Origin of the sequence: Cellulomonas sp. (genome assembly GCF_035634735.1) — a bacterium.
Lineage (GTDB): Bacteria > Actinomycetota > Actinomycetes > Actinomycetales > Cellulomonadaceae > Cellulomonas.
The window spans coordinates 1-23,859 of record NZ_DASQCJ010000138.1; the positions used below are offsets into that span (position 1 = coordinate 1).

General features: G+C 75.1%; 22 protein-coding genes and 1 tRNA gene. 10 read left to right on the forward strand and 13 right to left on the reverse strand.

All coding sequences use genetic code 11. The annotated features are described in order from the left end of the window. Positions 1 to 2,423, forward strand: a 2,423-nt coding sequence (locus VER05_RS12155) for an Ig-like domain-containing protein (RefSeq protein ID WP_324845610.1), incomplete at its 5' end; no start/stop codon positions are given. 82 nt (positions 2,424 to 2,505) lie between these two features. Here the strand turns inward: VER05_RS12155 and VER05_RS12160 are convergent. Together VER05_RS12160 and VER05_RS12165 are read right to left on the reverse strand one after the other, a co-directional pair. Continuing rightward, positions 2,506 to 3,411 (reverse strand): endo alpha-1,4 polygalactosaminidase, encoded by a 906-nt coding sequence (locus VER05_RS12160; RefSeq protein WP_324845611.1) that lies wholly within the window; start codon positions 3,409 to 3,411, stop codon positions 2,506 to 2,508. Next, positions 3,408 to 4,355, reverse strand: coding sequence for an LLM class flavin-dependent oxidoreductase (locus tag VER05_RS12165; RefSeq protein WP_324845612.1), 948 nt, complete (start codon positions 4,353 to 4,355; stop codon positions 3,408 to 3,410). Before VER05_RS12165 ends, VER05_RS12160 begins: the two co-directional genes overlap by 4 nt. Positions 4,356 to 4,448: 93 nt before the next feature. Between VER05_RS12165 and VER05_RS12170 the strand changes: the two genes are divergently transcribed. Further along, complete coding sequence (locus VER05_RS12170; RefSeq protein WP_324845613.1) at positions 4,449 to 5,012, forward strand: dihydrofolate reductase family protein; 564 nt, start codon at positions 4,449 to 4,451, stop codon at positions 5,010 to 5,012. 22 nt (positions 5,013 to 5,034) lie between these two features. Here VER05_RS12170 and VER05_RS12175 read toward each other — a convergent pair whose 3' ends face one another. The 3 genes from VER05_RS12175 to VER05_RS12185 form a co-directional block, all read right to left on the reverse strand. Then, positions 5,035 to 5,631, reverse strand: a complete 597-nt coding sequence (locus tag VER05_RS12175; RefSeq protein ID WP_324845614.1) for a dihydrofolate reductase family protein — start codon at positions 5,629 to 5,631, stop codon at positions 5,035 to 5,037. A gap of 69 nt (positions 5,632 to 5,700) precedes the next feature. Next, a complete protein-coding gene (locus tag VER05_RS12180; protein ID WP_324845615.1) occupies positions 5,701 to 7,323 on the reverse strand; it encodes a methyl-accepting chemotaxis protein in 1,623 nt (540 codons plus the stop codon). Positions 7,324 to 7,521: 198 nt separating this feature from the next. After that, positions 7,522 to 8,292, reverse strand: coding sequence for a DUF1206 domain-containing protein (locus VER05_RS12185; protein ID WP_324845616.1), 771 nt, complete (start codon positions 8,290 to 8,292; stop codon positions 7,522 to 7,524). A 127-nt stretch (positions 8,293 to 8,419) separates the two neighbouring features. On the opposite strand from VER05_RS12185, the gene VER05_RS12190 reads away from it, so the two are divergent. After that, positions 8,420 to 8,857, forward strand: coding sequence for a hypothetical protein (locus VER05_RS12190; RefSeq protein WP_324845617.1), 438 nt, complete (start codon positions 8,420 to 8,422; stop codon positions 8,855 to 8,857). Positions 8,858 to 8,862: 5 nt separating this feature from the next. Here VER05_RS12190 and VER05_RS12195 read toward each other — a convergent pair whose 3' ends face one another. The 3 genes from VER05_RS12195 to VER05_RS12205 are packed head-to-tail and all read right to left on the reverse strand — an operon-like array spanning position 8,863 to position 11,305. Then, the gene (locus VER05_RS12195; RefSeq protein ID WP_324845618.1) at positions 8,863 to 9,438 is read right to left on the reverse strand and encodes a YdeI/OmpD-associated family protein; all 576 of its coding nucleotides are present in this window, start codon (positions 9,436 to 9,438) and stop codon (positions 8,863 to 8,865) included. A gap of 14 nt (positions 9,439 to 9,452) precedes the next feature. Next, positions 9,453 to 10,055, reverse strand: coding sequence for a response regulator transcription factor (locus VER05_RS12200; protein WP_324845619.1), 603 nt, complete (start codon positions 10,053 to 10,055; stop codon positions 9,453 to 9,455). Next, positions 10,052 to 11,305 carry a sensor histidine kinase gene (locus tag VER05_RS12205; RefSeq protein ID WP_324845620.1) on the reverse strand — a complete coding sequence of 418 codons (1,254 nt, stop codon included), beginning with the start codon at positions 11,303 to 11,305 and terminating at the stop codon, positions 10,052 to 10,054. The genes VER05_RS12200 and VER05_RS12205 overlap by 4 nt, the downstream gene beginning before the upstream one ends. Positions 11,306 to 11,454: 149 nt before the next feature. Here VER05_RS12205 and VER05_RS12210 point away from each other — a divergent pair, with 149 nt between their 5' ends. After that, positions 11,455 to 11,949, forward strand: a complete 495-nt coding sequence (locus VER05_RS12210) for a small multidrug efflux protein (protein ID WP_324845621.1) — start codon at positions 11,455 to 11,457, stop codon at positions 11,947 to 11,949. A 130-nt stretch (positions 11,950 to 12,079) separates the two neighbouring features. Further along, positions 12,080 to 12,859, forward strand: coding sequence for an SRPBCC family protein (locus tag VER05_RS12215; protein WP_324845622.1), 780 nt, complete (start codon positions 12,080 to 12,082; stop codon positions 12,857 to 12,859). A 72-nt stretch (positions 12,860 to 12,931) separates the two neighbouring features. Here VER05_RS12215 and VER05_RS12220 read toward each other — a convergent pair whose 3' ends face one another. From VER05_RS12220 to VER05_RS12235, 4 genes are all read right to left on the reverse strand, one after another. Continuing rightward, complete coding sequence (locus VER05_RS12220; RefSeq protein WP_324845623.1) at positions 12,932 to 14,278, reverse strand: sugar ABC transporter substrate-binding protein; 1,347 nt, start codon at positions 14,276 to 14,278, stop codon at positions 12,932 to 12,934. 86 nt (positions 14,279 to 14,364) lie between these two features. Continuing rightward, positions 14,365 to 15,285 (reverse strand): carbohydrate ABC transporter permease, encoded by a 921-nt coding sequence (locus VER05_RS12225; protein WP_324845624.1) that lies wholly within the window; start codon positions 15,283 to 15,285, stop codon positions 14,365 to 14,367. Beyond that, a complete protein-coding gene (locus VER05_RS12230; protein ID WP_324845625.1) occupies positions 15,282 to 16,223 on the reverse strand; it encodes a sugar ABC transporter permease in 942 nt (313 codons plus the stop codon). The genes VER05_RS12225 and VER05_RS12230 overlap by 4 nt, the downstream gene beginning before the upstream one ends. Next, positions 16,220 to 18,256 carry a beta-galactosidase gene (locus VER05_RS12235; RefSeq protein WP_324845626.1) on the reverse strand — a complete coding sequence of 679 codons (2,037 nt, stop codon included), beginning with the start codon at positions 18,254 to 18,256 and terminating at the stop codon, positions 16,220 to 16,222. Before VER05_RS12235 ends, VER05_RS12230 begins: the two co-directional genes overlap by 4 nt. Before the next feature lie 133 nt (positions 18,257 to 18,389). Between VER05_RS12235 and VER05_RS12240 the strand changes: the two genes are divergently transcribed. After that, positions 18,390 to 19,412 (forward strand): LacI family DNA-binding transcriptional regulator, encoded by a 1,023-nt coding sequence (locus VER05_RS12240; protein ID WP_324845627.1) that lies wholly within the window; start codon positions 18,390 to 18,392, stop codon positions 19,410 to 19,412. 99 nt (positions 19,413 to 19,511) lie between these two features. On the opposite strand, the gene VER05_RS12245 is transcribed toward VER05_RS12240, so the two are convergent. Further along, positions 19,512 to 19,594: transfer RNA gene (locus tag VER05_RS12245), tRNA-Leu, on the reverse strand. Between the two features lie 269 nt (positions 19,595 to 19,863). Between VER05_RS12245 and VER05_RS12250 the strand changes: the two genes are divergently transcribed. The 4 genes from VER05_RS12250 to VER05_RS12265 form a co-directional block, all read left to right on the forward strand. Further along, a complete protein-coding gene (locus VER05_RS12250; RefSeq protein ID WP_147795101.1) occupies positions 19,864 to 20,577 on the forward strand; it encodes an FhaA domain-containing protein in 714 nt (237 codons plus the stop codon). 21 nt (positions 20,578 to 20,598) lie between these two features. After that, on the forward strand, positions 20,599 to 21,099 hold the full coding sequence (locus VER05_RS12255; protein ID WP_324845628.1) for an FHA domain-containing protein FhaB/FipA: 501 nt from the start codon (positions 20,599 to 20,601) through the stop codon (positions 21,097 to 21,099). 8 nt (positions 21,100 to 21,107) lie between these two features. After that, on the forward strand, positions 21,108 to 22,439 hold the full coding sequence (locus VER05_RS12260) for a Stp1/IreP family PP2C-type Ser/Thr phosphatase (protein WP_324845629.1): 1,332 nt from the start codon (positions 21,108 to 21,110) through the stop codon (positions 22,437 to 22,439). Further along, positions 22,439 to 23,859: FtsW/RodA/SpoVE family cell cycle protein (locus VER05_RS12265; protein WP_324845630.1), on the forward strand; the 1,421-nt coding region annotated here is incomplete at its 3' end. The genes VER05_RS12260 and VER05_RS12265, both read left to right, overlap by 1 nt.

Sequence of the window (23,859 nt, forward strand, 5' to 3'; positions counted from 1 at the left end):
CGGCGATGCTGATCCCGGCGGGGGCCGCGGTCGCCGACGACGGCGAGACCGACCCGACCGACGTCGTCGAGACGCAGCCCGTCGCGGACCCGCAGCCGCAGGCCGACCCGGACCAGCCGCCGGCCGACCCGCAGCCGGAGACGCAGGACCAGCCCGACGTCCAGGACCAGGACGTGCCGGCCACGACCACGCCGGTCACGACCGGGTCGGGCTCCGAGGAGGACACCTCGCCGACGCCGGACACCCCGGCGCAGGGCGACGCGTCCGACAGCGACGTCCCGGCCGACACCACCCCGGTGCAGAGCCCGGGGCAGACCTCGGACGGTCCGGACTCGTCGGCCGACCAGAGCGCCCCGACGCTCGCCGACTTCGAGGTGACGGGATACATCGTCGACCAGTCGGGGAACTGGCTGGCCGTCGTCGGGCAGACCCTGACGGCGAAGCCGGTCCACGAGGTCGCCGGCACGGAGTACTCGGTGGTCTGGTACACCCACAACGGCACCTGGCTGGCCAACGGCGCGTCCTACACGCCGACGGAGGGCGACCTCGGGCGCGGGCTGCGCCTGGACGTCGTGAAGATGGTCGACGACCAGCTCGTGGGAGCCTTCCAGGAGCCGATCATCGCCAACACGGTGCTCGCCGCGGACTCGGGCGCGGGCTCGGGCTCCGGCGCCCCGGACACCGACGGCCCCGAGATCCACGACTACGACTTCACGTTCGGCGGCTTCCTCTACGACGACGAGGACTGGCAGTACGCGGTCGTCGGTCGCACGCTGTACGCGAAGCCCGGACCGACCTGGAACGACTCGTGGCTGGACTACGACTGGTACGTGGGTGGCACGAAGGTGTCCGACGCCTCCACCTACACGCCGCGCGCGGAGGACATCGACCAGGGGATCTGGGTCGAGATCTACCCCGAGGGCGACAGCACCTCGAGCTCGGGCATCATGCAGACGCTCGCCGACTACACCATCGCGGACCCGAACGCGCCGGTCGTCCCGACCCCCGGTGACTCCGACGACTCGGACGACTCCGACTCCGACGACGACGCCGGCCTGAAGCCGATGCCGGACGGCTGGTTCCAGGTCGACGGCGGCAACGGCTACGAGCTGGCCTACGGCAAGGAGTACACGGCCACGCCGACCGGCTTCGCCCCCGGCGCCGAGTACACCGTGCGCTGGACCGTCGACGGCGTGCAGGTCGGCTCCGGCCGGACGTTCACCCCGGCCGCCGGCCAGATCGGCCAGTTCGTCGACCTCGAGTTCGAGGTGCGCGCCGAGGGCTACGAGGTCTACAAGTCCGTGCGCTCGGCCGGCTGGGTCCAGGCGCAGCCCACGGTCACCGTGTCCGCCCCGACCATCACGGCGGGCGCCACAGCGACCGCGACCATCTCGGTCAAGGGCCCGGCCAAGGGCCCCCAGGTCACCGGCCCCGTCGACCTGTACGTGCACGGCAACGGCTACAGCGTGCCGCTCACCGGGCAGTCGCTCGAGAACGGGGTCGCGACCTACCGCGTCCCGAACCTCCCGGCCGGCTCCTACGCGCTCACCGCGTCGTACACCGGCGACCAGATGTGGGCGCGCTCCTTCTCGGTCCTGGGCGCCTCCTTCGGCGGCTACACGTTCGCGCAGGGCGAGGGCACCCTCAAGGTCGTGCCCGCCGCCGCCACGGTCACCGCCCCGGCCGCGCTGACGGTCCCGGTCGCCATGCGCTCGACGTTCGACGCCAAGGTCTCCGTGCCGGGTTCGGTCCTGCCCTCCTCGTGGACCCTCCGCGAGGGCGGCACGGTCCTGGGCCACGGCTCGACCCACGACGGCCGGTTCGCCGTCACCGTCCCGGTGCTGACCGCCGGCACCCACACCCTGGTGCTCGAGGTCCCCGCCACGGAGCTCTCGGCCGCGGGCTCGGCGACCATCACGGTCACCGTCGTCGGCGAGCCCGTCCGGACCGGCACCGCGCCGTCCGCCGCGCTCGACACCCCGAAGGCCGCCACGGCCCCGGGCCAGCAGATGGAGCTCGTCGCCGAGGGCTTCCAGCCCGGTGAGACCGTCGCGTTCTACCTGCACTCCGACCCCGTGTTCCTGGGGACCGCGGTCGCGGACGCGAACGGCATCGCCCGCCTGATGGCGACCGTGCCCGGCGACGTGCCCACGGGTGCGCACACCGTGTACGCCACCGGCGGCACCACCGGCCGCTGGGCCACCCTCGCGGTGCAGCTGGCGGTCCCGGCCCCGACCGCCGTCACCCCGGTGTCGGCCCCGGTCGCGGCGGCCCCGGCCGCCGTCACCCCGGCGGCGACCGGCGCCGGCGAGCTCGCGGTGACCGGGTCCGAGGGCGGCGCCCTCGGCCTGGCCGCGGCGTTCCTCGTCGCGGTGGGCGGTGCCCTGGTGCTCGTCACCCGCCGGGTGCGCGCCACCCGCTGACGTCACGCCGATCGACGGCCCCTCGACCCGCGGATCGGGTCGGGGGGCCGTCGTCGTCCCCGGGGCCCCGTCCGCGCCGGGGTCAGCAGGCGCCGAAGACGTACGCCGGGTCGTCCGGCGTGCTCAGGTCCCGGTCGCGGCGGATCGTCGACGACGGGCGGCCCGGGTCGGCGCACGCCGCGGCGAAGCCCTCGTCGGTGTACTCGATGTCCAGCACCGCGTCGCCGTACACGCCCGTGTACGCGGCGCACTCGTCGTACTGCGCGCACTCCTCGGCCACCGCGAAGTCGAAGCCCGCCTCGTCCCGCCCGCGGGTGCCGAGCTGCGGGGTGTTCTTCTGGCCCGCCGCGAGCCCGGCGTCGTGCGCGACCGCGACCAGGCGCGCGGCCAGGTCGACCGCGCCGTCCTCGCCGAGCCGCCCGCCGGACCGGGTCCAGGAGTCCAGGTTGTCGAGCTCGACCGCGGCGAACCCGCGCTCCGCGCACGCCCGGACCTGCTCGCCCAGCACCTCCGCGAGCGCCGCGCGCTGCTCCGCGGTCCCCGTGTCGAGCAGCATCTCGTCCGGCCAGCCCTCGTCGGCCACGGGCTCCCCCGCGTCGTCGCGCAGCACCAGGTCGGGGTGGTCGGCCAGCCACGCGTCGCGGTCGCCGGGCTGGGTCTGGAACCCGTTGACGTAGCAGGCGGACCACAGCCCGGGCTCGGGCGCGTCGGTGACGTCGCGGACCACGCCGCCGACGCCGTCCGGGGCCGGGTAGCCACGGGCGAGCTGGTAGTCGACGACCACGCCCGCCGGGGGCGCGCCCGGGTGCCCGGCGCCGGTCGCCGCACCGCCGGCCGCCGCACCGCCGGCCGACGTCGCCGGCCCGTCCCCGTCGCCGCCCGCGCCGTCCGCGCCGCCGGCGACCCCGCCCGCCCCGCACCCCGCGACCAGCGCGAGCGCCAGGACGGCGGCAGGTGCCGGCCGCGGCAGCCGCACCCGCGCCGTCACAGGACCGCCGCGAGCCCCTCGAGGGCCGCGAGCGGGTCCGGCCCGGCCGGCGCGAGCACCACCGCGTCCGCCCCGGCCAGCGCGAGACCGTCCAGCCGCGCCCGCGCCTGCTCCGGCGTCCCGACGACCGCGAGCCGGTCGACCCAGGCGTCCGGCAGCGCCGCGGCGAACGCCGCGCGGTCCGGCGTCCGGTCCCGCAGGTCGCGGAACTCGGCCGCGAAGTCCATCGGGTCGATGTGCGGGGCCCAGCCCGGGTCGCCGATCCAGGCGAGCGCGGGCCGCACCCGGTCGCGCGCGGCGGCCGCGTCGGTGTCGACCGCCGCCACGTCGTAGGCCACCACCCGGTGCTCGGGGGCGTGGCCGATCTGCGCGATCGCCGCGGCGAGGTACTCGGGGCCCACGGGCTCCGCGAGCACGGTCCCGTCGGCGCACCGGCCGGCGGCCGCGAGCGACTTCGGCCCGCGGACCCCCGCGAGCACCGGCGGCACCTCGGCCGGCGGGTTCTCGAGCCGCACGCCGTCCAGCCGGACGTACCGGCCGTCGACGGTGACCTCCTCGCCGCGCAGCAGCGCGCGCAGCGCCGTCACGTACTCCTCGAACGCCGTCAGCGGGCTCGCCGGCCACGCCCCCGCCTGCCGCATCCAGTCCGGCATCCCGTGGCCGATGCCGAGGTGCAGCCGGCCGGGGAACAGCTCGGCGACCGTCGCCGCCTCCATCGCGGCGAACGCGACGTTGCGCGCGCCCACCGGCAGGATGCCGACGCCGACCCGGATCCGCTCGGTCACCGCGAGCGCGGCCGCGGCCTGCGCCATCCCGCCCCGGAAGCCGAGGTCCTCGACCACCCACAGCTCGGCGAACCCGAGGGCGTCGGCGCGCCGCGCGTACGGCAGCACCTGGTGGGCGGGCAGGTCACGGGGCAGCAGGACGCCGACGTCGAGGCTCATGCCCCGACCCTACGGGCGGGTCGCGCCCCGGTGTGCTGTCCTGGTGCCGTGACCCGCGGCGTCGCGGGACCCGCCCACGCCGGGAGGTCGGCCATGGCCAGGCTCGTCTACTCCGCGATCGCGTCCCTCGACGGCTTCGTCGCCGACCGCGACGGCCGGTTCGACTGGAGCATGCCGGACGAGGCGGTGCACCAGCGGGTCAACGAGCTGCACCGCGGCGTCGGGACGTACCTCTACGGGCGGCGGCTCTACGACGTCATGGTCGCCTGGGAGACGATGGAGACCGCCGACGAGCCGCCCGCCGTCCAGGAGTACGCCCAGCTCTGGCGCGCCGCGCACAAGGTCGTCTACTCGACGACGGTCACTGAGCCGCGCAGCGCCCGCACCCAGGTCGAGGCCACGTTCGACCCCGAGGCCGTGCGCCGGCTGCTGCACAGCTCGCCGCACGACGTGCTGATCGGCGGGGCGCACCTGGCCGGCTCGGCGCTGCGGGCGGGCCTGGTGGACGAGGTGCACCTGTTCGTCTCGCCGGTGCTGGTGGGCGGCGGCACCCGGGCGCTGCCGCGGGACGTGCGCGTCGACCTGGAGCTGCTGGGCCTGGAGCGGTTCGCGAACGGGGTGGCGCACCTGCACCACCGGGTGCACGCGGTCCACTGACGGCGAGCGGCGTCCGGCGGCCTCAGCGCCGGACCGGGAAGCTCAGGTGCGTGACCCCGCGCGACGGCACCACCACGGTCGGGTCGCCGAGCGGCACCGGCCCGCCGGCCTGCGCGGTGAAGTACGGCCGGCCCCCGCCGAGGAACACCGGGACCAGGTCGACGTTCACCGCGTCGAGCAGCCCCGCGGCGTGCACCTGGGACGCGATCGTCCCGGCCGCGACGCCGACCACCTTGTCCCCCGCGAGCTCCTGCGCCGCGGCGACCGCCTCCAGGACGCCCTCGTGCATGACGACGAGGTCGGGCGACCCCAGCGCCGCCGAGTCCCGCACGGGCCGGTGCGTGAGCAGCACGAACGGCACCCCCAGCGGGTGCTTCCCGCCCCAGCCGTCGGTGAGGTCGAACAGCTCCCGCCCCACGACCAGCGCGCCGAGCTGCTCGCGCCACGCGAGCCAGTAGGCGGCGCTCTCCTCGGTCAGCCGGAACGGCGGCAGGTCGCCGTGGTTCTCCACCACGACGTCGCCGGCCTCGTACCAGCCGAACAGCTCGTCGATCCCGTGGTCCTGCCGCGCGATGAAGCCGTCGAGCGACGTGGTCGCCGAGGCGATGACCTGGCCCATGCCGCCGACGGTAGCCCGCCGTGCGCCGCGGGAGAAGGGTGCCCGGGCCGCGACCCGGGCACCCCGTCGTCAGTAGGTGAAGACCGCCACGTCGCCGCGGAGGGCGCCCGCCAGCTCGGCGAGCTGGTCGACCGACTGCCCCATCTGCGTGATGACCGCGGCGGCGCCGGTCGCCGTCGTCGCCACCGCGGTGATGCCGGACGCGATCTCGCCGGACCCGGTCGCCGCCTCCTGCACGCCGCGGGCCATCTCGTCCGTGGTCGCCGTCTGCTCCTCGACCGCGCTGGCGATCGTGAGCTGGTAGTCGTTGATGCTCGCGATGATCTGGGAGATCTCCGCGATGGCCGTCACCGCGGCGCCGGTGTCCGCCTGGATGGCCTCGACCCGGTGCGCGATGTCCTCGGTCGCCTTCGCCGTCTCCTGCGCGAGCTCCTTGACCTCCCCGGCCACGACCGCGAAGCCCTTGCCCGCCTCGCCCGCGCGCGCCGCCTCGATCGTCGCGTTCAGCGCCAGCAGGTTCGTCTGCTCGGCGATGCTCGTGATCACCTTCACCACGTTGCCGATCTCCAGGCTCGACTCCCCGAGCCGGGCGACCCGCTCGTTGGTCGTCGCGGCTGCCGCCGTCGCCCGCTCCGCCACCCGGGCCGCCTCCGTCGAGTTGCGCGCGATCTCCTGGATGCTGGCACCCATCTCCTCGGCGCCGGCCGCGACCGCCTGGACGTTCCGCGACACCTGCTCGGCCGCGGCGGCCACCACCCCGGCCCGGTCGCCGGTCTCGTGCGCCCCCTCGGCGACCTGGGCGTTCGCCGTCGACATCTCGTCCGCCGCGGTGGCGAGGGTCCGGGCCTTGCCGACGACGCCGGCCATGGTCCCGCGCAGCGACTCCTGCGCCGCGGCCAGGTCGGCGGCCATCAGGCCGATCTCGTCGCGGCTGCGCACCGGCGCCGCGACCGTGAGGTCCCCGCGGGCCATCGCGGCGAGCGCGCGACGCACCCGGTCCACGCTGCGGCGCATCGAGCCGGCGACGGCGAACGCGAGCCCGAGCGCGGCCGCGAGCGCCACCGCCAGCGTCACGACGAGCTGGACCGTGGCGGAGCGGGACTGGGCGGCGGCGCGGGCGGCCAGGTCGCCGGACAGCGCGATGAGGTCGGCGTCCAGGTCGTCGAGGTCGGCGGCGAACGCGCTCGTCATCGGCACCGACACCTCGGCGAGCAGCGTCTCGTACTCGTCGCTCGCCGGGCTCGCCAGCGCGGCGGGCGTCAGCCGCTCGTCCCGCTCCGCGAGCCAGGCCGCGTAGTCCTCCTCGAAGGCCCGCCAGGACGGCAGGTCCGCGGCCTCGCTCGCGTTGAACTCGTCGATCTTCTCCTGCTGCGTGGCGTCGTTGTCGACCTGCTTCTGCAGCCACTCGTCCTTCGCGGCCGGCGACTGCACCGCGGCCAGGTTCGCGAGCGTCATCCGGGCGCCCTGCTGCTTGATGTGGATCTGGCTGCGGAGGTAGACCGGCCCGGACTGGAGGTCGGCGAGGTGCTCCGTCGTCTCCGCCAGCGAGCGGAGCGACGAGACCGCGATCAGGCCCGTCCCGACCGCGACCGCCCCCAGCAGCCCCACCACCGCGAGGATCTTCGTGCGGATCGGCCAGTCGCGGGGGTGCGGGCGGCGGGCGGTCCGGGCGGGCGTGCTGGTGGTGCTCATCGGGGTCTCCGTGTTCTCCAGAGCCGCGGGCGGTTGCCCGTCGGCTCCGGAGGGATCGCGCGCCACGGCGCGCCCGTGAGCGCACCGCGCGCCCCGACCTGCGACGTCACCCGCGTGAGCGTGCCGCAAGCGCAGGTCACGGGGTCCGGCGTGGGACCTAGGGGGCGCCGGGCGGGTGAAACCCGGCTCCCCGGACCGTCAGACCTTCGCGTGCCGCGCCCGCCCGAACGCGTACACCCCGTACGCGGCGAAGCCCAGCGCGACCAGCGTCAGCAGCACCGCCCCGAACGGCAGGTCCGCGAGCGTGTGCAGCGCCGCGTCCAGGCCCTCGGCCTTCTCCGGGTCGGCCTGCACCGCGGCGACGACGAGCAGCACCCCGACCACCGCGAGCGCCGCGCCCTTGCCGATGTACCCGACCTTCCCGGCCTTCCGCACCCACGGCGCGGGGCTGGACTCGAGGTCCTCGAGGAACTTCTCCTGCCACCCCTTCACCACGTGGTAGCCCGCCACGGCGACGACGCCCAGCCCCACGAGCCCGACCAGCACGCGCCCGAACCCGGACGACAGCAGCCCGGCGGTGGCGCCGCCGGACCCGCCGGACGACTGGTCCGTGAGCACGGACACCGTCGTGAAGGCCAGCACCGCGTAGGTCACGGCCTTCGCCGCGGCCTTGACCCGGTCCGCCGCCTCGCCCCAGGCGATCGCCTCGGTGGCCTGCCAGAGCGCGAGCAGCACGAACCCGACCAGCAGCACCCAGAGCAGCACCTGGCCGAAGCCGTTGCCGGCGACCTGCTGGAGCGCGCCCTGCTGGTCGGCCTGCTCGCCGCCGGACGTCCAGGCGAGCTGGACGGTCACCCACGCGAGGAGCAGGTGCAGGACCCCGCTGGCGGCGTAGCCGAGGCGGGCGCCCTTCTCGAGGAGCGGGTGGTCACCGGCGCGGGCGGCTGCGTGCTGGACGTCTCCGGTCATGCAGCGAGGGTGGCATCGCCGCGGCCGGCGCGCGCGGCGAGCCGGCGGACGTCACGGAGGCGCGCGTCACACGCCTCCTGGGCCGATGGTCGCAGGCCGCGCGCGTTCCCGGGAGCAGGGTGGGCCCGTGCAGTCGGACGAGTGGGTGCAGCGGGACGTCCTCGGGCAGGACGGGGTGATCGAGCAGGCGCGGCACCGCGCCGAGGTCGTGCGCGACCACGTCGAGCACGCCATCGACCTGGCCGAGCGCGACGGCGGCCCGTTCGACTTCCTGTCCATCGCCATCGCCGCCCACTGCTCGGTCACGTACCTGCGCCAGCACCGGGAGTTCGCCGCACGGATCCGCGGGCTGCAGGCCACCGTCCCGCCCGCGCCGGTCGACCGGCAGGACGCCGCGCTGCGCCGCCGGCTCGCGGACGCGCAGCACCGCGCCGCCGCCCTGGGCGACCGGGTCGCCCAGCTGGAGGCCGAGAACGCGCGGCTGCGCGACCGGCTGGCGGCGAGCCGCCGGGCGGTCCCCGTGCGGCTCGGCCCGGGGGTGCGCCGGCCGGGGGCCGCGCGGTAGGGCCGCTACCCCGCCGCGGGACCCGCCAGCCGCGCGACGGTCCGCGCGATCCGCTGCGCCCGCGCCTCCGGCGTCGCCGCGACCATCAGCGGGTGCAGCACCGAGTACCGCGCCTGCCGGTCGAGCGCGTCGAACGCGGCCCGGGCGGCCGGGACCGCGTCGAGCGCCGCCAGCAGGTCCGCCGGCGCCTCGGCGGTCGCCGAGCCGGCGTAGGCCCGGTCCCACCGCCCGTCGGCCCGCGCCAGGTCCACCTCGGCGTGGCCGCGCGCCCGCATCCGGCCGTCGGCGACCAGCCGCGCGACGTGCTCGACGTTCCGCTGCGACCAGATCGACCGCGCCCGGCGCGGCGTGAACCGCTGCAGGAACGTCGCCGCGTCGCGGCTGCGCTTCTGCCCGTCGATCCACCCGCTGCACAGCGCCTCGTCCAGCGCCTCCGCGTACGTGAGCGACGTCGGCTCGACCGTGCCCTTCTTCGCCAGCACCAGCCACACGCCGTGCGGCTCGTGCTCGTGGGCGTCGAGCCAGGCCCGCCAGGCGGCGGCGTCGCGGACGACGAGCAGGTCGTCGGTCGGGTCCGTCATGCGCCCAGCATGGCTCAGATCCAGCCGCGCTCCTCCGCCGCGAGCACCGCCTGCTGCCGCGTCGCCACGCCGACCTTGCCGAGGATCGACGACACGTGGTTCCGCACCGTCCCCGGCGACAGGTGCACGGCGGCCGCGATCTGCGCGATCGTCTCCCCGCGCCGCCCCGCCCGCAGCACGTCGAGCTCGCGGTCGGTCAGCGGGCTGCGCTCGTCCGCGAGGGCGTCGGCCGCCACCTCGGGGTCGACGTACCGGCGCCCCGCCGCGACCAGCCGGATCACCTCCGCGACGTCCTGCGCGGGGCGGGACTTCGGCAGGAACCCGTCCACCCCCGCCTGCAGCGCGCGCCGCAGGACGCCCGGGCGCGCGTGCCGGGTCACCACCAGGCACCGGGTGGGCACCGTCCGGGCCAGCCGCGCGGCCGTGTCGATGCCGTCGATCCCGGGCATCTCCAGGTCGAGCAGGCACACGTCCGGCCGCGTGCGCTCCGCGGCCGCGAGCGCCTCCGCACCGGACGCGCACTCCGCGACCACGTCGAGGTCCGGCTCCAGCCGGAGCAGCGCGGCGAGCGCGGTGCGGATCATGTCCTCGTCGTCGGCGATGAGCACCCGGATCACGCGCCCGCCTCCTCTCCCGCGGCGCCGACCGGCACGTCGACCGTCAGCTCGAACTCGTCGTCCCGGCGGACGTGCACCGCCCCGCCCAGCGCGCCGATCCGGTCCCGGATGGCGGCGATGCCCGTCCCGGCGGCCGCGTCGGCGTCCGGCGCGGCCGACGGGTCCCGGTCGTTCACGATCGCGTAGCGCCACCGGTCGCCCTCGCGGTGCAGCCCGATCCGCGCCCGCCGGCCGGCCCCGTGCTTGAGCACGTTCGTCACGCTCTCCCGGACCAGGGGGCCGAGCACGTCGGCCGGCGCGTGCTCGGCGCCGGGCCCGATCTGCACGTGCACCTCGTGCCCGGCGGCGCGCAGCAGGTCGGCGGCGTTCGCCAGCTCGTCGGGCAGCGGGACGCCGCGGAACCGGGTCGCCAGGTCGCGGGTCCCGGCCCGGGCCTCGTCGACCGAGGCGCGCGCGGTGCGGATCTGCGCCGCGGCCGCGGCGGGGTCCCGCTCGATCAGCCGCTCCGCGAGCTCCAGCTGCAGCGCGACGACCTGCAGGTGGTGGCCCTGCAGGTCGTGCACCTCCCCGGCCAGCCGCAGCCGCTCGCGCATCGCGGACACCGCCCCGGCGGCCTCCCGCGCGCGGTCCAGCTCCCGCACGAGGTCCCACCACCACAGCGAGAACGCCGACAGCGCCGGCAGCAGCAGCAGGACGGTCGGCGGCAGGGTGGCCAGGTCGGCGTCCGCGGTGTCGATGCCCAGCCGGGGCGCGTCGACCACCCACAGGCCCGCGAGCACCAGGGTGAGGACGGTGACGAGCCGCCAGCGGACGCCCCGGGGCCAGGGCAGGAGGCTGAGCAGGAACGCCAGCACGCCGCATCCGAGCATCCAGGACCCGGTCGTCAGGCCGAGCAGGACCGCCCCGGCACCGCCCACGACCAGCGCGGCCGCGGTCCGGCGCCGCCGCGGCCGGTGCGCGGCGGCCTCCGCCTCGTCCACCGCCGGGTCCGCCGCGACCACGGGGTAGTCGCAGACCAGCACCACGGCGGCGGCGAGCTGGAGCGCACCGCCCAGCGCGGCGAGCGCAGGGCCGCCGGGGAGCACGACGTGCTCCGGCAGGTCGCCCAGCCAGAGCCACCAGTTCAGCAGCACGACCAGGTCGAGGAACACGAGCCCGGCGACGGTGTACCACCAGGTCGCGCGGACGCCGCCCGCGTACGGCCCGGCGCCGTACGCCCGCGTCCCCGCCACTCCCCACCGGCCAGCCATGCCCCGACCGTACGGGCATGACATCCGTCACGGGCCGGCGCGCGGGACCGCACGGAACCCGGTGACACCGCGCCACTGCCGCATCCGGCGCGGGCGCCGTTGGCTGGAGGCACACCAGGCACCACCCCAGCCGCACCCCGGAGGTCACCATGGCTCTGCTCGACATCGTCCCCCAGTTCCAGGAGCTCGTCGCCCAGCTCCCCGACTGGCTCCAGCCCGCAGGCGTCGCGCTCGCCGGCACCGTCCCGTTCGTGGAGGGCGAGGGCGCCGCGGCCATCGGCGTGGTCGGCGGGATCAACCCCGTGGCCGCCGCCGTCGCGGCGATCGCCGGCAACTTCCTCGCCGTCCTGCTGGTCGTGGCGGTGAGCACGCGCACCCGGCAGGCCGTCGTCACGCGGGGCGGCCGGGCGCCGGCGGCCCCGAGCGCGAGCCGGCAGAAGTTCGACCGCGCCTTCGCCCGCTACGGGGTCGCCGGCGTGAGCCTGCTCGGCCCGCTGCTGATCCCGACGCACTTCACCGCGGCGGCGCTGGCCGCGTCCGGGATCTCCCGCGCCCGCATCCTCACCTGGCAGGCGATCGCGATCACGCTGTGGACGATCGCGATCAGCCTCGTCATCACGGGCGTCATCGCGTTCGCCGGCTGACCGCGGCCCGTGGCCCGGGGAGCGCGGCCCGCAGGCCGGCCGACGGCGGGCGCTCCCCGGCGACCGCGCGCATGCTGGACCGGCCGGGTGCAGCGCCGCCGCCCGGCGCGCAGTCGGACGAGGAGACGTCATGACGACGAAGGTCGAGCAGTCGGTCCTGGTGAACGTGCCGGTGAGCGTCGCGTACAACCAGTGGACCCAGTTCGAGGACTTCCCCCGGTTCATGGGGGGCGTGAAGTCCGTGACCCAGCTCGGTGACGACCGCCTGAGGTGGGTGGCGGAGATCGCCGGGGTGAAGCGGGAGTGGGAGGCGCGGATCCTCGAGCAGGTCCGCGACACCACGGTCGCGTGGGCGGCCACGGAGGGCGCGACGAACGCGGGCGCCGTGACGTTCGAGGACCTCGGCGGCGGGCAGACGTCCGTGTACCTGTCCCTGGAGTACGCGCCGGAGGGCCTGGTCGAGAAGGTCGGGGACGCGCTGGGCGTCGTGGAGAACCGCGCCGCGAAGGACCTCGAGCGGTTCAAGGCGTTCATCGAGGACGAGGGGTACGCCACCGGCGCCTGGCGCGGCGAGGTGAACGCCGGCGCCGGGGTCGGCACGCCGGGCGTCGAGGACGCGGCGGCGTCCGAGGGCGACAAGGGCCGGGCCGGGTTCTCCGGCAAGGCCGTGGCCGCGGGCCTCGGCGCCGCGGCGGCCGGTGCGGCGGCGGCGGTGGTCGGCGCCGCGAAGGCCGGTGGCGGGCGGGACGAGGGCGCGGCGGAGGTGCCGCCCGCGACCGCGGAGCCGCTGCCGCCGGCGGAGCCGGTCGTCGTGGAGGCCGAGCCGGTGGTCGACGTGCCGCCCGCGGGCACGACGCCCGGGACCGCGGCGGGCACCGACGACGGGACGGACCCCGCCGCGCGGATCTGAGGCCGGCACCGGCGTGCCGGGGGCGTCGACCAGCAGGTCGGCACCCCGGCACGCCGGTGGTGGGTCATCGCCTCACTTCGTGACCGGGATGGACTGCGCCTCCAGGGCCTCGACCGTGCTGGTCTGCGCGCTCTCCAGGGCGTCCGTCAGGGTCCCGGAACCGGTGACCGCCCGCTTGAAGCCGTCGGACACGTCGTTGTACACCTGCGTCATCGTGGGTCCCCAGACGAAGTCGGGGTCGACGTTCGCGGACGCCTCGGCGAAGACGTCGTAGATCGCCTGACCGCCGTAGAACTCCACGCCCTCCTTCAGCACCGGCAGCTCGAGCCCGGCGGTCGTCGCCGGGTACAGGTTGGCCTCCTCGTTGAGGATGGTCAGCGCCTCGTCCGAGGTGTTCAGCCAGAGGGCGAACCGGGTGGCCTCGTACAGGTGGTCCGTGCCCCGGAACACCGCCGTGGAGGACCCGCCCCAGTTGCCCGCCGCGGACCCGCCCTCGGTCCACTGCGGCATCGGGGCGACGGCCCACTTGCCCGCGGTGTCCGGGGCACCCGACGCGATCGAGTTGGCCCCCCACACCGCCGAGGTCCAGGTCCACACCTCGCCCGAGTTGTAGGCGTTGTCCCACTCGGTGGTCCAGGCCGGGTGCGACGTCACCAGCCCGTCGTCCAGCAGGCCCTGCCAGTAGTCCGCGACCTGGGTCGAGGCGTCGGAGTCGAGCGAGACGGTCCACCCCTCGGAGTCGGAGCCGAACCACTGGCCGCCGTCCTGCCAGACCAGGCCCGCGAACTGGTTGATGTCCGAGGTCGAGAAGTTGGTGATGTAGCCGCCCGCGTCCCGGACCTGCTGCGCCGCCGCCGCGTACTCGTCCCAGGTGGTGGGGACCTCGATCCCGTTCGCCTCGAAGAGGTCGGCCCGGTAGAAGAGCGCCATCGGGCCGGAGTCCTGCGGCAGCGCCCACACCGAGGAGTCGTCGCCCAGGGTGACCTGGCCCCAGGTCCAGTCGACGAACTGGTCCTGCGCGGCGACGACGTCCGCGCACGCCGACAGGTCCTCGAGCCCGTCCTGGACCCGGAAGTTCGGGAGGGCGTCGTACTCGATCTGGCCCAGGTCCGGGGCGTTGCCGGCCTCGAGCTGGTTGAAGAAGTTCTGGTACGTGCCGCCGTTCCCGTTGGGGCCGGTCTGCACGGTGACCTGCACGTCCGGGTTCGCGTCGTTCCAGACGTCGACGGCCTTCTCGATCCCGGGGATCCAGGACGTGAACGAGAGCTCGACCGGACCGTCGGCGGGGGCGCAGGCGTCGGCGTCCGCGGTGCCGCCGCCGTCCGACGACCCGCCGCCGGTGGAGCAGGCGGCGAGGGCGCCGACCAGGGCTGTCGTGCTGAGCAGGGCCGTGAGGCCCGTCCGGGTGCGGTGCTGCATGGGAGGGAGCTCCTTCTTCGTCGAGGGACCTGGTGCAGGGGTGGTGCGGGGTCGTGCAGCGCGGGGTGGATCGGGGTGCGGCCGGGTCACTTGACCGAGCCCGCGCCCAGCCCGCCCCGCCAGAACCGCTGGAGCGCGAGGAACGCGACCACCAGCGGGACGATCGACAGCAGCGAGCCCACGAGCACGAACGTGTTGAGCTCGGGGATCTGGTTCAGCTGGGAGTTCCACTGGTAGAGGCCGAAGGTGACCGGGAACTTGCGCTCGTCGCGGAGCATGATCAGCGGGAGGAAGAAGTTGTTCCAGATCGCGACGAACTGGAACAGGAAGATCGTCACGAGCGCCGGCGTCATCAACCGCGAGCTCACCCCGAAGAACGTGCGGATCTCGCCGGCGCCGTCGAGGCGGGCGGCCTCGATGAGCTCGTCCGGGACGCTCGCGGCCGCGTAGATGCGCGCCAGGTAGACGCCGAACGGGCTGACGATGCTCGGCAGCAGCACGGCCCAGTACGTGTCGGTCAGGTTCACCCGCGAGAAGAGCAGGAAGAGCGGCAGCGCGAGGGCGGTGGCCGGCACCAGCACCCCGCCGAGCACGACGTTGAAGATCACCTCGCGGCCCCGGAACGCGTACTTCGCGAGGGCGTACCCGCACATCGCGGCCAGCAGGGTGGCCACGAGCGCACCGACGCCGGCGTACAGGAGCGAGTTCGCCATCCACTGCGGGAACAGCCCGTCGCGGTAGGTGAGGACGTCCCGGACGTTGTCGACGAGGTGCAGGTCCGCGAACCACAGCGGGTTGGTGCCGAGCACGTCCCCGCGGGTCTTGGACGCCGCGACCAGCAGCCACCAGATCGGCAGCAGGAAGTACACGGTGAACACGGCCATCACGAGCATCGCGGCGGCGCGCGGCAGCAGAGGGGTACGGACCGACCGGCCCGGTGCGGTCGCGCCCGCCGCGCGGGCGGCGCGCGTCGTGCCCGGGCGGTTCCCGGTGGTGGTCGCGGTCATCGGTCCGCCCTCCGCTGGGTGAGCTTGAGGAACCCGAACGACAGGACGAACGTCGCCAGGGCGAGGACGACCGAGAACGCCGCGGCGAGGTGCGTGTTGGGCACCGACGAGGTCGCGTAGACGGTCATGTTCGGCGTGAAGGTGCTGGTCACTGCAGAGCTGAACGACCGGAAGACCTGGGGCTCGGCGAGCAGCTGGAGAGTGCCGATGATCGAGAAGATCGCCGTCAGGGAGATCGCCGGCAGCACCATCGGGATCTTGATGGACCAGGCGATGCGGGTCTGCGACGCGCCGTCGAGCACCGCCGCCTCCGACACCTCGGCCGGGACGGCCAGCAGCGCCGAGTAGATGATCAGCATGTTGTAGCCGACGTACACCCAGGTGACGACGTTGGCGATCGCCCAGATCACCAGGTCGGCGCCGAGCAGCGGCACGTTCGCCGTCAGCGCGGTGAACGGCGACAGCTGCGGGGAGTACAGGAACCCCCACATGATCGCGGCGATGACCCCCGGGACGGCGTACGGGACGAAGTACGCGAGCCGGAAGAACTTCTTCCCGCGCACCAGGGGCGAGTCGAGCAGCAGGGCGAAGAGCAGCGCGAGGCCGAGCATCACGGGCACCTGCACGACGCCGAACACCAGCACGCGCCCGACGGACGTCCAGAACGCGTCGTCGGAGAACACCTTCTGGTACTGGGTCAGGCCGCCGAACACGGTGCGCGCCGCACCGAACGTCCCCTCCCGCTCGACCGTGAGCAGCGACGTCCACACCGCGTAGGCGATGGGGAGTGCGTAGAACGCGAGGAACAGCACTCCGAACGGGGCGACGAAGAACGTGATGGCCCGCCCGTGCCCGGACGGCCGGCGGCGGCCCGGGGTGGGGGCGGGGTGCCCGGCGGCGCCCGTGGCACCCGGGGGCAGGGCGTGGACGGCGGTCATCGCTGCTCCTCTCGCAGGACGCGGACGGAGAGCCCGGGGACCCGGAGCTCGCCGCTGACGGCGGTGTCCGTCACGAGCTCCTGGCCGTGCGCCGGCACGGTCACGTCGGCCGCCGCGTGGTTGACGTAGAAGACCCACCGGCGCCCGTCCGGGGCGGCGCGGACGACCCGCTCGACGCCAGCGGCGGCGAGCCCGGGGTCCGTCGGCACCGCGGCCTCGGTGAGCACGCGGCCGGCGAGCTCCGCGAAGTCGCCGGGCTCGAGCGCCGTGCCGACGTACCAGGCGGCACCGCGTCCGTACGCGTGGCGCGTGATCGCGGCCTCGCCCGCGGACGGCCCGTCCTCGTACCGCGCCAGCACGTCGGCTCCGGTGACCGTGGACCGCTCGCTCCACAGCCGGGCCCGCGCGCCCGTGTCGAGGGTGAGCGCGTGGCCCGGGAGCACCGGCGCGAACTCCTCCACCCGCAGACCGAGCAGGTCGCGGAACGCCCCGGGGTAGCCGCCGAGGCGCACGGCGTCGCGCTCGTCGACGACGCCCGACCAGAAGGTGATCAGCGCGGTGCCCCCGTCCGCGACGAAGGCGGCGAGCGCGGCCGCCTCGGCGTCCCGCACCAGGTGGAGCGCGGGCACGACGACCACCCGGTAGCCGGCGAGCGGTGCCGACGCGGCGACGACGTCCGCCGTCACGCCCTGTGCACGCAACGCGCCGTACGCCGCGAGCACCTGCTCGCGGTACCGCACCGCGGTCGACGGGACGCTCTCCGCGTCGACGGTCCACCACGACTCCCAGCCGAACAGCACCGCGACCTCGGCCTGCACCCGGGAGCCGGCGACCTCGTCGAGCCGGTCGAGGACCGCGCCGAGCTCCAGGGTCTCGCGCCACTGCCGGCCGGAGGTCCCCGCGTGCGGCACGAGCGCGGAGTGGAACTTCTCCGAACCCTGCGCGGAGGCGCGCCACTGGAAGAAGCACACCGCGTCCGCGCCCCGGGCCACGTGGCCCAGCGAGTTGCGGAGCGCCTCCCCGGGACCCTTCGCCAGGTTCACGGGCTGCCAGTTCACCGCGCCGACGGAGTGCTCCATCAGCAGCCACGGCTCACCACCGGCGATGCCGCGCGTGAGGTCGGCGCTGAACGCGAGCTCCGTGGTCGGGTCCGCGAGCCGGTGGTCGAGGTAGTGGTCGTTCGCGACCACGTCCACGTCGTCCGCCCAGCTGAAGTAGTCGAGCCGGCTGATGTGGTCGGTGACCATGAAGTTGGTCGTGACGGGCACCGCGCTGTGCGCCCGCAGCACCGCCGCCTCCTCCCGGAGCTGCTCGCGCAGGGCGTCCGAGCTGAACCGGTGGAAGTCGAGCACCTGTCCCGGGTTGCGGGTCGAGAGGGTGTCGCGGGGCGGCAGCACCTCGTCGAACGACCCGTACCGCTGGCTCCAGAACGTCGTGCCCCAGGCGTCGTTGAGGGCGTCGACGCCGCCGTACCTCCCGAGCAGCCAGCGCCGGAACGCGGCGGCGCTGACGTCGCAGTAGCAGTGCGCGTTGTGGCAGCCCAGCTCGTTGGACACGTGCCACAGCTCCAGGGCGGGGTGGTCCCCGTACCGGCGCGCGACCTGCTCGACGAGGGCGAGGGACCGCTCCCGGTACACCGGTGACGAGGGGCACCACGCCTGCCGGCCGCCCGGCCACCGGGTCGTGCCGTCGGACGCGACGGGCAGGACCTCGGGGTGGCGGTGCGTCAGCCAGGGCGGGGTGGAGGCGGTGCCGGTCCCGAGGTTCGCACCGATGCCGTGCGCCGCGAGCAGGTCCATGACCTCGTCGAGCGCGGCGAAGTCGTACTCGCCGGGGCGCGGCTCGAGCTGCGACCAGCCGAAGACGTTCACGGCCACCAGGTCGACGCCCGCGTCCCGCATCAGGCGGACGTCCTCGATCCGGACGGCGGCGTCCCACTGCTCGGGGTTCCAGTCGCAGCCGAACGCGATCCCGCGACGGACCGCGCGGACGGTCCTCGCCGCGGTCGGTGCCGGGTCGGCAGTCGTCGTCATCGTGCGCCACTCCTTTGTATGTGCACGTGCACACATGTCGGCCCGACGTCGCGCCGATGACGATGTGTGAACGTGCACACACTAGCGGCGCACGGGGCGGTGTCAACCCCCGTGCCGTGGCTAGAGTGGCCGGGTGACGACCGTGCCGCCCCGCCGCAAGCGCGCGACGGTGCACGACGTCGCCCGGGAGGCCGGCGTGTCCCGAGGCACGATCAGCCGCCTGATGACCGGCGAGGGCTACGTCTCCGCCGAGGCACGCACCGCCATCGAGGCCGCCATCCGCAAGGTGGGCTACGTGCCGTCCACGACCGCGCGGAACCTCGTGCGGCAGCGGACGAGCGCCGTCGGGTTCGTCGTGCACGAGCCGCACTCGCTCCTGCTCGAGGACCCCAACATCGGGGAGATCCTGCTCGGGGCGAACGAGGCCCTGTCCGAGGTGGACTACCAGATGGTGTGCCTCGTCATCGGGTCCGCGCGCGACTCCGACCGCGTGGCGCGGTACCTCAGGGGCGGCTTCGTGGACGGCGCGGTCGTCGTCTCCGCGCGAGCCCACGACCCGATCACCGCCGTGATGCGGGCCGCCCAGATCCCCGCCGCCTTCGTGGGCCACCCGCCCGACCTCGAGGACCAGTCCTGGGTGGGCATCGACAACGTCGCGTCCGCGCGCGACATCACCACCCGGCTGCTCGCCACGGGCCGGCGCCGCGTCGGCATGATCGCCGCGGCGCTGGACCGCGACTCCGGGGCGGACCGGCTGGCCGGGTTCACCGCGGCGCTCGGGGACAGGTTCGACCCGGACCTCGTCGAGCCCGTCGAGCTGTACTCGTACTCGGCCGGGGCCGCCGCGATGGCTGCGCTGCTGCACCGCGCGCCGGACGTGGACGGGGTGTTCGCGGCCTCCGACGCCCTCGCGGCGGGCGCGCTCGACGCCCTGCGGCGCGCGGGCCGACGCGTCCCCGAGGACGTGGGGCTCGTCGGCTTCGACGACTCCGCGTGGGCCCGGCGGTGCACACCGCAGCTCTCCACGGTCCGCCAGCCCGCCGCCGACCTCGGCGCCGCCGCGGCCCGGTCGGTTCTCGCGCAGATCCGCGGCGAGCAGACGTCCCCGGCGGCGATCCTCCTCGAGACGCCCGTCGTCTGGCGGGACAGCGCCTGACCCCGGGGCGGCCGGCGCGACGGCCTCCCCGGCCGAGGCACCCCCGGACGCGAAGAACCCCCGGCCGGATCTCTCCGACCGGGGGTTCCCCGTCATGTGTGCGCGAGGGGGGATTTGAACCCCCACGCCCTTTCGGACACTGGCACCTGAAGCCAGCGCGTCTGCCGTTCCGCCACTCGCGCGCCGCAGAAGATTAACACGATTCCGGGGGGCCTCCTGACCACCCCCTCGGGAGCCCGCCGGAACCCCGCCCGGCCCCGCGCCCAGCCGCCCGCGCGCGCCCGCCTCCACGCCCCGCGCACACGCCGCCGCGACCTCTTCACCAGGGACGCGCCACACCCGTCGTCCACAGGGAGAGCCCCCGGACCTGCTCCGCGGCTACCATCGACGCAGTGTGTCGGGTGCAGGTTCGCGCCCGACTGTTCGCGTGTGCGGTGAGGAGGTGGTGGGCGTGGGCATCCTGGACCGGTTCGAGCACGGTGTGGAGCGCGTGGTGAACACCGCGTTCGCCAAGGCCTTCCGCAGCGAGGTGAAGCCCGTCGAGCTGGCGAGCGCGCTGCGCCGCGAGGTCGACGACCGGGCCGCGGTCGTGGGCCGCGACCGGACGGTCGTGCCGAACGAGTTCACGCTGGAGCTGTCGCCCTCCGACTACGACCAGGTCGAGGCGTGGGGCGCCGAGGCGCTCGCCGACGAGCTGGCCGCCAACGTCACGGAGCACGCGACGGGCCAGCGCTACGCGTTCGTCGGGCCGGTCACGGTGGCGTTCCACGAGTACGAGGACCTCGAGACCGGCCGGTTCCGGGTGAAGTCGGCGACGGTGCGCGGCGCGGCCGCCCCGGCGACGACCGCCGCCCCGAGCCCGCGGCACCCGCTCATCGACATCGACGGCCAGCGCTACCTGCTGACCGGCCCGGTCACGGTCATCGGCCGCGGCTCGGAGGCCGACATCGTGGTGGACGACCCGGGCGTCTCCCGGCGGCACCTCGAGATCCGGGTCTCCTCCCAGGGCGTCGTCGCCTCCGACCTCGGCTCCACGAACGGGTTGTTCGTCGAGGGCCACCAGGTCCCGGCCGCGACACTCCTGGACGGGAACACGCTCACCATCGGCCGGACCCGCATCATGTTCTGGACGGGCGACGGCGACGGACAGGACCAGGACGAGTGAGCCACGGCACGCAAGGCACGCATGAGTGAGCTGACGGTCACCCTGCTCCGCCTGGGCTACCTCGTGCTCCTGTGGGCCTTCGTGCTGTCCGCGATCGGCGTGCTGCGCCGGGACCTGTACGGCACCCGGATCACGAGCCGCCGCAAGCCCCGCGCCACGGCACCCGCCGCGGGCCCCGCGACCGCCCCGTCGGCGGCGCCCGCGCCCGAGCGCCCGCGCGGCCGGCGCGCCGGCCCGACCCGCCTGGTCGTGACCGAGGGCCCGCTGCGCGGCACCACGCTGCCGCTGGGGTCGTCGGCGGTGCTGATCGGCCGCGCCCCGTCGTGCACGCTGGTGCTGGACGACGACTACTCGTCGTCGCGGCACGCGCGCGTGTACCCCGAGGGCGACCAGTGGCTGGTGGAGGACATGGGGTCGACCAACGGCACCTTCCTCGACGACCAGAAGGTGACCGCGCCGGTCCCGGTCCGCGCCGGGGCGCAGATCCGGATCGGCCAGAGCGTCCTCGAGCTGCAGGGGTAACGGGGATCGTGGGCATCGCGCTGCGGTACGCCGCCCGGTCCGACGTCGGGCTGGTCCGGTCGAACAACCAGGACTCGGCGTACGCCGGTCCGCACCTGCTGGTCGTCGCGGACGGCATGGGCGGGCACGCCGGCGGCGACGTCGCGTCGTCGGTCGCGATCGCCGCCCTCGCGCCGCTGGACGGCGAGTCGCACGGCCCGGACGACGCGCTGGACGAGCTCGAGCGAGCGCTCGAGGAGGCCCGCGAGGAGATCATCAGCCGCTCGGAGTCGAACCCCGAGCTGGCCGGGATGGGGACGACGGTCACCGCCATCCTCCGCGCCGGCAACAAGCTCGCGATGGTGCACCTCGGCGACTCCCGCGGCTACCTGCTCCGGGACGGCGTGCTGACCCAGGTCACCACCGACCACACCTTCGTGCAGCACCTGGTCAACACCGGCAAGATCACGCCCGAGGAGGCCGAGACGCACCCGCAGCGCTCGGTCGTCATGCGGGTGCTCGGCGACTTCGACGTCGACATCGCGCCCGACCTGTCCGTCCGCGAGGCGCGCGCCGGCGACCGCTGGCTGCTGTGCTCCGACGGCCTGTCGGGCTTCGTCAGCGGCGAGACCATCGCCCGCACGCTCTACGAGCTCGCCGACGTCGACACCTGCGCCGAGCGCCTGGTCCAGCTCGCGCTCCGCGCGGGCGGCGGCGACAACGTCACCGTGGTCGTCGCGGACGTGCTCGAGCTCAACGACGTGCGCGACGGTGCCGGCCCGACCACGAACGCCGTGGTCGTCGGGTCGGCCGCCGTGTCCCGCAACCGCCCGACCGCCGCCCAGGACGGCCCCGCCGCCCGGGCCGCCGAGCTGTCCCGCCAGGCGAGCACGCCCGGCGGCGGCGTGGCCGTGGTGGACGCGGCCGACGACGCGGAGGACGACACCGACGAGCGGCGCACACGCCGGCGTCGCCGGGTGCGCGGGTTCGTCCTGAGCGTGCTCGCCGTCGCGGTCCTGGCCGCGGGCGCGTTCGGCTTCTACCGGTGGACCCAGACCCAGTACTACGTCGGCGTGGACGGCGACGTGGTCGCGATCTACCGCGGCATCCCGCAGTCGGTCGGCCCGCTGTCCCTGTCGGAGGTCGTCGAGACCAGCGACGTCGCCGTCGACGACCTGCCCGCGTTCGTGCGCGAGCGCCTCGACCAGACGATCCCCACCGCGACGCTCGCCGACGCCCGCGAGCGCGTGGAGTCGCTGGCCGCCGACGCCGAGCCGGAGCCGAGCCCGACGCCCACGCCCGCTTCGACCACCCCCGCGACCCCGGTGGACCCGGCCGCCACCGCCCCGGCGGCCCCCTGATGGCGACGGTGGAGGCGCACCGCGTGCGCGCCGGCCGCGGCACCGAGCTCGCCCTGCTGGTCCTCGCGCTGGCGATCGCGATCGCCGCGTACGCGCTGGTCGGGCTGGGTGCGACCGACGAGCTCCCGGCGGACGTGCTCGGGTACGGCGCGGGTCTGGCGGGCCTCGCGCTGGTCGTGCACCTCGTGCTGCGCTGGCGCGCGCCGTACGCGGACCCGGTGATCCTGCCGTCGGTGATCGCGCTCAACGGCATCGGCCTGGCGATGATCTACCGGATCGACCTGGCCCGCGAGGCCCGCGGCGGCACCGAGATGTTCGCCGGCAAGCAGCTCGCGTGGTCGGCCATCTCGGTCGTGCTCGCGTGCGTGGTCCTCGTCGTGCTGCGCGACCACCGCACCCTGCGCCGGTACACCTACACCGCGATGGTCGTCGGCCTGGCGCTCATCGTGCTGCCGCTGGTCCCGGGCCTGGGCGTGACGATCAACGGGGCACGGATCTGGGTCCGCGCGCTCGGGTTCTCCCTGCAGCCGGCGGAGCTCGCCAAGATCGCGCTGGCCGTGTTCTTCGCCGGCTACCTGGTGACGCACCGCGACACGCTCGCGCTGGCGGGCCCCAAGGTGCTCGGCCTGCAGCTCCCCCGCCTGCGCGACCTCGGCCCGATCATCGTCGTCTGGGCCGCCTCGATCGCCGTCCTGGTGCTGCAGAGCGACCTCGGCACCTCGCTGCTGCTGTTCGGCCTGTTCGTCGCCATGCTCTACGTGGCGACCGAGCGGCTGTCCTGGATCGTCATCGGCATGGTGATGTTCGCCGGCGGCGTCGCCTTCGCGACCACCGCGTTCGGGCACGTCGCGGCGCGGTTCCACATCTGGCTGCACGCGCTCGACCAGGACGTGTTCGAGCGGTCCCCGGGCGGCTCCGGCCAGCTGGTGCGGGGCCTGTTCGGGCTGGCCAGCGGCGGGCTGTTCGGCACCGGCTGGGGCCAGGGCCGACCGGACCTGGTGCCCTTCGCCGAGTCGGACTTCATCATCGCGTCGCTCGGCGAGGAGCTCGGGCTCACCGGGCTCATGGCGATCCTCACGATCTACCTCGTGCTGTGCCAGCGCGGCCTGCGCACCGCCATCGGCGTCCGCGACGGCTTCGGCAAGCTGCTCGCGGCCGGCCTCGCGTTCGTCATCGCGTTCCAGTGCTTCGTCGTGGTCGGCGGCATCACCCGGATCATCCCGCTGACCGGCCTCACCACGCCGTTCCTCGCCTACGGCGGCTCCTCGCTGCTGGCCAACTGGATCATCGCGGCGCTGCTGCTGCGCATCTCCGACGACGCCCGGCGGCCCGCGCCCGACCCCGTCGGCGAGCTGCTGTCCACCCCCTCGGGCGGCCTGCCGCTCGACGAGGACGCCCGCAACCCCGTCGCCGTCGCCGG